The sequence below is a fragment of the Nonomuraea sp. NPDC003201 genome, assembly GCF_053590415.1.
In genome coordinates this window covers 1-10,585 of sequence record NZ_JBSFTC010000354.1, presented here as the reverse complement: position 1 = coordinate 10,585, position 10,585 = coordinate 1, and the positions used below count along the sequence as shown (strand labels likewise).

Sequence of the window (10,585 nt, the reverse complement as noted above, 5' to 3'; positions counted from 1 at the left end):
CGGTCGGCGGGGTAGCCTGCGACCGGCTGGAGGCCGCGACGGTGCGCATGGTCCGCGCCGAGTTGCTCGCCGCTGGGTTGGCCCACGACGCCGAGATCGACGCGCACCTGGCCGCCATCGATGCCGGCGAGCTCGACCTCACCCTCGCGCCGCTGATCTCGGCATGGGGACGCCGCCCGGGATAGCTCACGGCGTCCGGGCCGCGGTCAGCCACAGGCCGGTGAACACGGCGCAGGCCGGCGTCACGATGGCTTCAGCATGCCGAGCCTGACCGCCGCAGCGATGCGGCGGTCCTACCCGACCCCGGGGCGACCCGACCGGCCGTCCCTCTGCAACACCGCGCCCTTCGCCTGGCGGCCGAAACTCGGCTCGGGTGATCCGGCTGCGGACTTCACGGTCCCGGAGGGAAGATGCCCTGGCCCGGAGTGAGGATTCCGTCGGGGTCGTAGCGTTCATGGGCCGCCTCGAAGGCGGCCCATGCGGGGCCGTAGTGGGTGCGCCACTCCTCAGGGGTGGTGGGTATGGAGCCGACCGGGTACTGGTAACCCCCGACGGCTTGGGCGCGCAGGTAGAGGGAACGGTTGGCCTCCACCATGTCCTGCGGGCTCTCGGCTCCGGGTGAGGCGGTTCTGAGCAGGGTGAAGAGGAAGACCGTCTCCTCGTCGGGCATGCGCAGCAAGGGCAGGTGCAGGCGGGCGCGGGGGAAGGGATAGAGCAGGACCACGCCGCTGGCGCCGACCTCCGTCTCGGTCAGGTCCTTGATGGCGGCCTCCACGAAGGCGTCGGTGCGGCTCGCGGGCAGGAACATGTTCCACCAGGGGTGCGGGCGGTACCACTCGCCTGTGGACTTCAGATAGGCGACGCCCGCGGCGAGCCGGTTGAGGAAGTCGAAGTAGGACATGTCCTGGATCTGCCGGTCGCCGGGCTGGTCGCCCAGACCGTCGAGAAGCCTGGTGTCGTCGGGCGGGGTCGTGCCGTTGAAGAAGGCGACCGCTTCGAGCTGGTAACTCCAGCCGGCGGAGCCGGTCGGCAGCCCGAGCTCTCCCTCCACGTAGGCGAAGCGACCGTCGTTGACCACGCGCCGCTGGTCGGCGGTCAGCGCGGCGACGCTCGGGTAGGAGAGCAGGTAGTGGCGGACCGTCGCGGGGGCGGGCAGCAGGCGCACGGTGGCCTTGGTGATGATGCCGCACTGTCCTCTTCCCGCCAGCGCCGCGCGGAAGAGGTCGGGATGCAGCTGCGCGGAACACCTCCTCAGGCTGGCATCCCCCGTGACGACCTCCAGCTCCACGACGCTGTCCGCCTGGGATCCGTGGTGGTGGGTCTGGCCGCCGACACCGCCCACCGAGAGCGTGCCGCCGACCGAGAGCTCCAGGTAGTCGGTGAAGACCGGAGGGGTCAGGCCGTGGGCCAGGGTCGCCTGCGCCAGGCTGCTCCAGAGCGCGCCCGCCTCCACGACGGCCGTGTCCTGCCGCACCTCAACCGCGTTGAGCGGGGTCATGTCGATGATCAGACCGCCCGCGACCTGGCCCTGACCTAAGGTGGCGTGTCCCTGGCCGCGCGCGGCCACCTGCAGGCTGTGCGTCCGGCAGTACTTCATCATCGCCATGATGTCCGAAACGGCGCCGGGCTCCAGCACGGCCCCGGGAGTCCGATGGACCAGGTGCCCGAAGTCGTCGGCCGCCTGGCCGCGCGAGGCGGGATCGGTCACCACCTTGCCCTTCAGCGGCGGCAGGTCGGCCATCCCCTGAGACTGGGCGGCGTCGGTGACCCACGTGCGCGTGGACGGGTCGAAGCCGACCACGGCCGCCCCCGCCGTGAGGAACGCCCGTCTCCACGGATACCACGTCATACCCGATCCTTTCGCAGCGCGGTCACGTCGCGTCGATCATCGCCGACGGCACCCGGCGACGCCACCCGAACGAAACCGGATGACAGCCACAAAAGGGTTACTACGGCGCTTGGGGCCTCGACGGGCGAGCCGTGGGGCAGGCAGCGATTCCAGGCTCCGCCGCTTTCGCGGAGGAGACGGGCGGTGGTCTTGTCGTGGTAGCCGAAGGCGACGACGGGGGCGGACATCTTCAGGAGTTGCTGCCGGATGGCGGCATCTCGGGCGGCGGCCGCTGGGACACCGATCTCTCTCAGGAGCGCGGACAGATGGTTGGGGCGGCAGGGCCGACCCGCGCGTCGGCCGGGGAACAGCCAGCGAGAGGACCCTGGTCACCCATGCCCGCGGCGCCCCCACGGCCGAGCCATCGCGGGAGGCGGCCCGCTGCTCCGCAATTGCGTGGCCTGCCGCCTCCCCTTATGGTCGGGAACCATGAAAATCGTCAAGATCGCCGTACTGACGTGCGTGCTCATGACCCCCTTAGCCGGAACGGCCGCCGCAGCAACCGCGTATCCGGTCAAACACCCCAAGCTGATTGCCAATCCCCTTTACGACGCCGGGGTCCTCCCGACGACGACCTGTGAAGAACCCCCGCTCAAACGCAACAATCGCCAGCTCGGACGCGCCTACATCAACGCGATGCTCGCTTGCCTGGAAACGACCTGGGAACAACACCTCACCAGCGCGAACCTGCCCTACCGCCCGGTCAAGGCGCGGCACGTAGACAAAATACCGAACAAGTACTGCGGAGCCACCTTCGATCAGAAGGACGACTCAGAGGCCTACTACTGCGAAAAAACCGGCACGCTGACATTCGAAGTCGGCAAGGAATACTTGGACGACCCCACAGACCTCTGGATGCTGTATCAGGTCGGCTATATGTACAGCTATCACGTCCAACATCTCACCGGCATCGCGGACGCCTACAACGTGGTGCGGTACCGCAATAAGTCCGAGCTCCAAGAGCAGCAACGGCGCGACAGCTTGCAACGGGATTGCCTGGCCGCCGCGTTCATCAAAAGCGTCTGGCCACTGACCGGGCGTACTGGCAAGGACTGGAGCTATTTCCTGACGTTGCCCGGCGGTGACACCTCTGAGAAGGATCGCCGCTGGGGAAAGACGTCCAGCATCGGCTACTGGCTCAAGCGGGGCTTCGCCACCGCCGACCCTGCCTCGTGCAACACCTGGACCGCCGCCTCGGCCAAGGTGGCGTAGCACCGCGCGCCTGGTCTTACCTGCTCATGCGCCATCCTTCACGGAGTACGAGACATCGATGCCCGGCTCAGCCTCCATGACGGCCACAGAAGCAAAGGCGCACAAGACGGAAACGAGCACCCAGGCCGGGCCCGGTGCCGGGGCGCGTGATGCCACGTCGTGACCCGGCCAGGCCAGGGGTTCCCGTGTGCAGCCTGCGCAACGCGCTGGGCGAGCGCCAAGCATTGCCGCGGCGGTGACCGAGGCAAAAGATCAGGTCGAGTGACGCGGATGCCTATCGGCCCCTCAGGGGGTGAAGGACGTGCCTGACAACCGCAGATAACTTGTCAGGCACGTTCCTCGGGAGCCCACCTGCCTCACCTGCCTGACGCCTTCTCGGCACCCCAGATAACGCGTGCTTCCACGGTGGGGAAGTGAGCGAACCACGGTCACGACCCCAGGCAGTGCAGTGTGTCCGCGCCGAAGCCCGGACCTTGGCGGGAATTGTCATTGATCTTTGAAATGCTGCGGCAGCGTCCATCACCTGGGACGGGCGCTCCGCTGCTCGCTGTCGCGGCATGCGTTCAATCGGCCGTCGCCGACTTGACACGCAAGGAGAGTCGACGCATGCGGACATGGCGAGACAGCCCGTTGGCGAGGTTGGCGCGGTTCCTATGGCCTGGAGAGGTGATGTGATGTTAGAGGGTGTGGACGAGGTGCCGTGGGGGCGGCTCGGGTACTGGCCCAGAGGTTCGGTCGCGGTGCCCAGCCTGCTGCGGGAACTCGCGGCGGCGCCGTCGGGGGCGCGGGAGTCGCCGGTGTGGCGGCTGCGGGATGGGCTGTTCCATGGGATGAGTACGCCTAGCGAGGTGTACGAGGCGGCCCCGTACCTGGTGCCGTACCTGCTGGAGGTCGTGAAGGTCGCGCGGCAGCCCCAGCGAGGGCTGGTCGTGGACCTGATGGTCGACATCGCATTGGCTCAGCCGCACCGTAACGTGTCCTGGGATCCCGCTGCCGGGCCCGAGCCCGACCATGCGGCGCTGGCGCGGGCGGCCATGACCGCCGACGTCGACGCGATCGCGCGGTTGCTGAATGATGCCTCTCCGAAGGTGGTGGCGGGGGTGGCGCGCTTGCTCGCTCTCCTGCCCGAGGCCGCGCCGAGGAGTTTGCCCGCGTTGTGTGCGCGGGCCGAGAAGGGGGTGAGGCCGGCGGGCGATGCCGGAGCGGTGACCTGCGTGCTCGCCGTGGCGTGGCTGGCGGCGGCCGATCACACGGAGTGGTTGGCCGGTCTGCGCGATGCCGCCGCCGCGCACCGTGACCTGCGTGCCATGGCCGTGGTGGGGCTCGCGCTGGCCGCCCCTGTGGCGCAACCGGACAGCGACGCGGCCGTCGCGCTGGTGGCCGACGCACAAGCCGGCCCCGGTTCCCTGTTCGAACGTGTCCAATGGCAGGGCGACGGCTGGATGCCCGTCGGTTCGGCTCTGCGGCGTGCCGAGCACTGGCAGCAGGCGGTGGCCCGGAACCTGCTGGCCCGTCCGGGACTGCAGCGGATCGACCAGGCTCTCCACAGCGCGCGTGAGGCGATCGAACATTGGCGCGCCGCGCCGGCCGACCTGCTGCCGATGGTCGCCGACCGGGTCCGTGAGCTGACGTCGGCCCCCTCGTCAGTACGGCGCAGACGCAAAATCGGCGAGCAGGACCCGCTGGTGGCGGCGGTCAAACTGATCGCCCGCTCCGGGCAGGCGGCCGCCGGCCATGCCGACCTGCTGGCCGAGATGCTGACCGGAGACCCCGCCGCGCCGTGGCCGGACGTGGCAGGTCCCGCGGTGGAAGGGCTGGCCCGGCTCGGTGACGACCGCTGCGTTCCCTGGCTTGTGGCCGCCTTCCTCGACGAGTACGGCCACGTGAAGCATCTCAACGTCCGCGACATGCTGCCGGCCATGGTGGCGCACTCGGACGCGCTGATACCCGCTCTGCGAACCTATTTCGGCTCCCCGCCCTACGACGGCCGCGAGTGCCTGGACGCGCTGGCCTCGTGGGGAGAGGCGGCCGCACCGCTGGCACCGGCGGTCGCTGCCCACGTGTCCCAGGCGTACCTGTCTGTCGCGCTGCCGCTGTTCGGAGCGATCGGCCCGGCCGCCATCGACGTCGAACCGCAGGTGCGGGCCTTGCTCAACGACGAGAGCGACCGGCCCGAAGCCGCCTGGGCGCTGTGGCGGATCACCGGCGAGCCGGGCCAGGCTCCGGCGCTGCTCGCCGAGCACCTCGCACACTACGGCGGCCATGCCGCCCGCGACACCGCGCCGATGCTGGAACAGCTCGGTCCCGCCGCCGCAGCCGCCGTCCCGGTCCTGCGCGAGTACCTCCACGACCCTGAGCATGGCCATCTGTACGACCGAGTGGCGATCGCGCGAGCGCTGTGGGCGATCACGGGCGACGGCGAAGGGCTCGTCACGCCGCTGCTAGAGGCCATCACGGCCAGGCCACTGTCCGATCGGGGATGGCGGCGGCCCGCCTCAGAACTACTCGCGGTGCAGGCACTAGGCGCGATAGGCCCTCTGGCGTCCTCGGCCGTGCCGGCGTTGGAGAGCATCGCACACGGCCGGGCCCGCGTGACAGAACGCGCCGTCTGGGCCGACGAGCGCTACCAGCACGCCGCCCAGCGCGCGCTGTCTTTCGTCGACAAGCAATGACTTGGGAGGCCCGGTGCGGAGCAGCGTCTCGCTGATCAGCGGGCACGTTCTGATCACCTTCCAGCCCGACATCGGTCGGCAGCATGTGGCCAACAAGCAGCATGTGGCCAGCAATCGGCCCCGGCTTGCCCTGCGCTGCCTCGCAGCCTGCGGACGGCGTGAGGCCGCTGCCAAGGGTCGCCGCTCTACACGCCAACGTGCGCCTGATCCGCGACTACGCCGTGATCATGCACGAGGACCTGCTGGTGTGCACAACAGCGGGTCGCGAACATGACCCGGTGTGCCGCAGCCAAGCCCGGCTGACGGTAAGGGCGTATGGCTGCCCAACGGCGGGAGCGTGTAGACCGCCCGATCGTCAAGCTGACCTTGCGTGTGGCTGGGGGTTCCGGACTGGAGGCTGGTGTTGAGTCGGCCTGGGGCGCGGTTTCAGGTTGTCGCCGACCCGTTTCCCCAGGTCGCAACCGCGCGAGGCGGCACGCTCAGGACGGCCCGCACGTGCAACCCCTCGCCCATCGGCCAATGGAGCCCGGCGATCGCGGATGGGCGCGGGCCGGTTGGCCAGGTCACGGTCGTGGACGTTGAGGCGAGAAGCATCGCGGCGAGTGAGCCTCACCCGAGCAGAGCGTCCTCCCCGTTCGGCGTGCGTCTCCTCAAGCGGTGGGTGACCCTTTACTCGAGCGGCAGGGCGTGCCGTCCGGCAACCTGGCGGATCTCCTCCAGCGGGTACGGCGTCTTCCTGCTCTCACTCTGCAGATCGTGGTAGAAGTCGTTCAGCACGGTGGCCAGTGGGCTGTGCCGCGACAGCAGGGCCGCGACCCCGCCGGGCACGCCGGGCGGCCGCTCTCCCGCCGCCCATTCCCGCACCAGCTCGCGACGCTCCGGCCAGTCGGCGTCGTGGAAGGCGCCGGCCAGCCAGTTCACCAGGTACGTCAGCGTGTAGGTGCGGTCGAAGGTGAGGTGCCGGCGATAGAAGGCCCGTTCCTCCTCTGACAGGTCAAAGCGGGTCGACACGGCCTGCCCGAAATCGGTCAGGTAGAACCGGCGCCCGTCGGTGAGGATGTTCTCGAAATGCGCGTCGAAGTGCAGGAGGCCGCCCGCGTTCATGAAGGACACGGCCTCACGCAGCCCCTGGTCCGCCAGGGCGCAGGCGCGGTCGGCGTCGCCCGCGCGCACCCGCCCGTCCAGCCACTGGTGCAGGTTGCAGGAAAAGTACTCCAGGAAGAGCGTCAGGCTCGCCGGAGCCCCTGCCAGCGCTTCGAGGCGGCGGCGCACGCCGGGCGCGCCCTCCCAGAAGGTGACCGCCCGATCGATGTCGGCCAGCTGTCCGTACAGCGGGGCGGGCTCGGCGTTGGGCAGCACCCGCCAGTGATACAGCAGCGGGAAGCCGGGGAATCTGCCGGTCAGCACCCACTCGGTGGTCATCGTGTGCGCGGCCAGCTCGCGCCAGGCGCCGAAGCCGGGCGAGCCGATGCCGTACTGGCAGAAGGGCGGCAGCCCGAACAGGTTGGCCGTCGAGTGCGGGTGGCGCAGTTCGGGCTCGGTGAGAGGCACGCGTTTGACGAAGACCGAGGTGCCGCCGATCTCGAGCCGCGCGGACCCCCCGCCGATGCCGCTGCCGAGAGGTACGGCCTCGCGCTCCAGCAGCTCGGCCAGCTCCCGGTCGTCGTAGCAGGCCATGGCCGTGGAAACGTCACGGTGGGTGGTCAGCCGCGTGTCCGTCATCGTGATCACCTTACTGACCGATGACGGCCGCCCTTACCTGGCGGCCACCATCCGGCTGCGCTTTTCTGGTGACCGCCGCTCCCGCGCAGGCTGCGTCCAAGGATCCCGTGCGAGCTCTGAAGAGCAAGCTGGTTTCCGGGCACGGCGTACGGTTCACCGAGACCACCACTCTCATCGGAGACGGCAAGGTCAAGCTGCAGAGCCGCAAGGGAACGTTCCAGTTCAACGCCAAGGGCATCGCCGCCTCAGACATCACCAGCAAGACGGGCCCCACCGAGCCTGAGCGGACCATCAGCGTCGGCAAGGTCAGCTATACCTCGGGCGGCATCTGGAAAGAGCGCCTTCCCGATGGCAAGACGTGGCTCAAGACCGGCGGCATGCCTGGCGGCGCCGGCGGTTTCTACGGGCAGGTCATCAACCCTGCGGAGCCGGGAACGTTAGCCGCGCTGATCAAGAAAGGCAAGCTGAGCGGAAGCACCATCACAGGAAAGATCACGTTCAAGGAGCTGAAGAAGGTGTCGCGCTGGTTCGACGCGTCGATCCCGCTGCGCATGCACGACGACACGAAAGTCACCTACACCCTCAGCCTTACCTCGGCCGGGCTCGTGAGCAAGGTGAGGAGCTCGTACGCGGCAACGGGAGTGTTCGACAAGAGCGGCTTCGACGGCAAGACGATCACGATCGACAGCCGCTTCACCGGGTGGGGAGGCAAGGTGTCGATCAAAGCGCCGGACCCGGAGACGGTGACCACTGACGCGGGTTCCTGATTGTTCCGCCTACGCCCTGCGCGGCACGCATGCCGGTAGGCGTGGGACGAGCTCGTTGCCAGGGTGCGCCGAGCGCCGCTGCCGGCGTCGGTCGGACGGATCGCCGCCGTCGCCCAAGCCACGGGCGTGAGCACCGACTTCCTCTGTTGTCACTCGGAACTATGTGCGCAGATCGAACGGCAACGAGCCAAGTCCCGCAGCATACCGCGCCCCTCGGCCGCAGATGATGAGCCCGCCGCCTCATCCTCGGCCGCTGTGAGAGTGCGCACGCGCAAGCTGGAGGAAGAACGAGGCGCTCGGCGCCACGAGGTTGCGGAACTCCGGAGGCCATTGGAAGTAGCTCAGGGGGGAGAACCTGGAGCTGCGCCGCCGCCGCGACGCCGAGCAGGTCCGTCCGCTGCTGCCCGGCGCACCAGGCTGCCTGGTGGTGGTGACCAGCCGCAGCCGGCTCTCCGGCCTGGTCGCCGCGGAGGGCGCCCACCCGCTGAGGCTGGATCCGCTGTCCGACGCCGAAGCACGCGAGTTGCTGGTCCACCGCCTCGGACCGGCGCGGGTGGCAGCCGAGCCCCAAGTGGTGAACGAGATCATCGCCCGGTGTGGGGGTGGAAGGCCGTGCCCGCCTCCTCCTCGGTGGGCGGCGCGAGCGGGTGGCGCGCGGAGGCACCGGCCGGGACGTGACTGCCCGTCTGGGTCATTGCGGGGATCCCCTTCCGTGCTGAGCTTCGCGAAACGGCGATGAACGAGGCGGGCGAAGAAGCGGACGAGCCGAGCCCTGCGATCACGCAGTCTGACACCGCGCGGGCCGGTTCCGGCGGCGCTCTCACAACGGCACGATCAGAGCCTGGGGACGGTCGGCGGGGAAGGCCCAGATGTGCTTGCCGGCCGCGACCACCAGGGCCAGGCGGGCCTTCAGCCCCAGCCGGATCACGCGGAGGCCGGGTCCCACGGCCGGATCCAGCACGAACAGGTCGCGTTCCCCGCCCGCCAGCACCCCGTTCGCGCAGACCAGGAACGGCACCGGCCCCTTCGGCACCTTCACGAACCGGCGCGGCTCCCCCGACCAGGCGGACACCCGCTCCAGGCCGCCCGCCACGCTGATCCACAGGGAGCCCGCGCAGACGGTCATGCCGCCGCGCTCGCGGGTCCAGAGGTCCACCTCCCGCGGGCCGCCGCGCAGCCAGGTGTCCCGCTTCGACGTCCACCACAGCCGCTCGCCCTCGACCGCGCACTGGTCCAGGCCGGGTAACTCCACCGGCTCGCCGAAGTCGCCGGGCGCGGTCAGCCTGCGTGCCCGCTCCGCGCCGACGGCCCAGATCTCGCCGCCGCCCGCGAGCACGCGGCCGTCGAAGGGCGCGTCGGCGAGCGGGGCGCCGGTGGGGTCGAGCCAGTGGACCCGGCCCTCCGCGGTCCCCGCCAGCGTTCCCCGCAGCGGGCTTTCGGATAACGAGCCCAGGTGGGGCGGCCCCGCGAACGTCCTGGGCACGACCACGGTCTCGGGCAACGTGCCCGGCAGGCCCCCCGTGCGCGGCACGGTCGCCGGGACCGCCGCCAGGGAGCTCAGCTCCGGCAGCCGCACGGCCTCGCCGCCGTCGAGCGGTGTGCCGGAGGCGGTGTAGACCCGCATCCGGCCGGCCGCCGAGCACCAGACCGTGGTCCCGTCCGACGCGGCGACCCGGGCGGGCCACGGCAGGTCGATCCTCGTGACGGCGACGTCCATGCGCTGACCATAGCCGTCCGGAGCCCGCGCGCCAGCCCCCGCCCTGAACGACGTGCCCGAGCACTGAGAGGCCCGCGCGCGGGTATGCGGTAGGTAAGGGGGCGATCCCCGTATCAGCCGAGGCCAGGCGGACTGGGATCATGGGACGCATGCGTGTTGTGGTGATCGGGAGCGGCATCGTCGGGGCCGGTGCGGCCTACTACCTGAGCCGGCGGGGCGCCGCGGTGACCGTGGTGGACGGCGGATATCCGGGCGAGGCCACCCAGGCGGGGGCCGGCATCGTGTGCCCGTGGGTGGACCACCCGGAGGACGACGACTGGTATCAGCTGACCCGCGAGGGCACCCGCCGCTATCCGGGGCTGGTGGAGGCGCTGGGCGAGGACATCGGCTACGCCAAGGTGGGCGCGCTGCTGGTGGCCGCGGATCCGGTCGATCTGGAGCCGGTGCGCGCCCTGCTGCGCCGCCGGCACGCCGGCGCGCCCGAGATGGGTGACGTCGTCGACGTGGCGACCCCGTCCGAGCTGTTCCCGCCGCTGTCCGACGACCTGAGCGCCATCCTCGTACCGGGCGCGGCGCGCGCGGACCGAGCAGCCGTCCACGCGGACCG

8 protein-coding genes are annotated in these 10,585 nt (G+C 70.2%); 5 read left to right on the top strand and 3 right to left on the bottom strand.

The window, feature by feature from the left end:
- A partial coding sequence (locus ACWDX9_RS53580; RefSeq protein WP_449969868.1) for a hypothetical protein occupies positions 1 to 185 on the top strand: 185 nt, incomplete at its 5' end.
- A gap of 206 nt (positions 186 to 391) precedes the next feature.
- Here the strand turns inward: ACWDX9_RS53580 and ACWDX9_RS53575 are convergent.
- A complete protein-coding gene (locus ACWDX9_RS53575) occupies positions 392 to 1,849 on the bottom strand; it encodes an FAD-binding protein (protein ID WP_449969865.1) in 1,458 nt (485 codons plus the stop codon).
- Positions 1,850 to 2,317: 468 nt separating this feature from the next.
- Between ACWDX9_RS53575 and ACWDX9_RS53570 the strand changes: the two genes are divergently transcribed.
- Together ACWDX9_RS53570 and ACWDX9_RS53565 are read left to right on the top strand one after the other, a co-directional pair.
- On the top strand, positions 2,318 to 3,100 hold the full coding sequence (locus ACWDX9_RS53570) for a hypothetical protein (protein ID WP_449969862.1): 783 nt from the start codon (positions 2,318 to 2,320) through the stop codon (positions 3,098 to 3,100).
- A gap of 674 nt (positions 3,101 to 3,774) precedes the next feature.
- Positions 3,775 to 5,772 carry a hypothetical protein gene (locus ACWDX9_RS53565; protein ID WP_449969859.1) on the top strand — a complete coding sequence of 666 codons (1,998 nt, stop codon included), beginning with the start codon at positions 3,775 to 3,777 and terminating at the stop codon, positions 5,770 to 5,772.
- Positions 5,773 to 6,441: 669 nt separating this feature from the next.
- Here ACWDX9_RS53565 and ACWDX9_RS53560 read toward each other — a convergent pair.
- A complete protein-coding gene (locus ACWDX9_RS53560) occupies positions 6,442 to 7,494 on the bottom strand; it encodes a protein kinase family protein (protein ID WP_449969856.1) in 1,053 nt (350 codons plus the stop codon).
- A gap of 20 nt (positions 7,495 to 7,514) precedes the next feature.
- Between ACWDX9_RS53560 and ACWDX9_RS53555 the strand changes: the two genes are divergently transcribed.
- Positions 7,515 to 8,261 carry a hypothetical protein gene (locus ACWDX9_RS53555; protein ID WP_449969853.1) on the top strand — a complete coding sequence of 249 codons (747 nt, stop codon included), beginning with the start codon at positions 7,515 to 7,517 and terminating at the stop codon, positions 8,259 to 8,261.
- Positions 8,262 to 9,081: 820 nt separating this feature from the next.
- Here ACWDX9_RS53555 and ACWDX9_RS53550 read toward each other — a convergent pair.
- Positions 9,082 to 9,978, bottom strand: coding sequence for a hypothetical protein (locus ACWDX9_RS53550; protein WP_449969850.1), 897 nt, complete (start codon positions 9,976 to 9,978; stop codon positions 9,082 to 9,084).
- Positions 9,979 to 10,127: 149 nt separating this feature from the next.
- Between ACWDX9_RS53550 and ACWDX9_RS53545 the strand changes: the two genes are divergently transcribed.
- A partial coding sequence (locus ACWDX9_RS53545) for an NAD(P)/FAD-dependent oxidoreductase (protein WP_449969848.1) occupies positions 10,128 to 10,585 on the top strand: 458 nt, incomplete at its 3' end.

Coding starts and splice junctions, on each gene's coding strand:
- ACWDX9_RS53575 (WP_449969865.1), bottom strand. CDS start 1,849: ATGACGTGGTATCCGTGGAGACGGGCGTTCCTCACGGCGGGGGCGGCC.
- ACWDX9_RS53570 (WP_449969862.1), top strand. CDS start 2,318: ATGAAAATCGTCAAGATCGCCGTACTGACGTGCGTGCTCATGACCCCC.
- ACWDX9_RS53565 (WP_449969859.1), top strand. CDS start 3,775: ATGTTAGAGGGTGTGGACGAGGTGCCGTGGGGGCGGCTCGGGTACTGG.
- ACWDX9_RS53560 (WP_449969856.1), bottom strand. CDS start 7,494: ATGACGGACACGCGGCTGACCACCCACCGTGACGTTTCCACGGCCATG.
- ACWDX9_RS53555 (WP_449969853.1), top strand. CDS start 7,515: ATGACGGCCGCCCTTACCTGGCGGCCACCATCCGGCTGCGCTTTTCTG.
- ACWDX9_RS53550 (WP_449969850.1), bottom strand. CDS start 9,978: ATGGACGTCGCCGTCACGAGGATCGACCTGCCGTGGCCCGCCCGGGTC.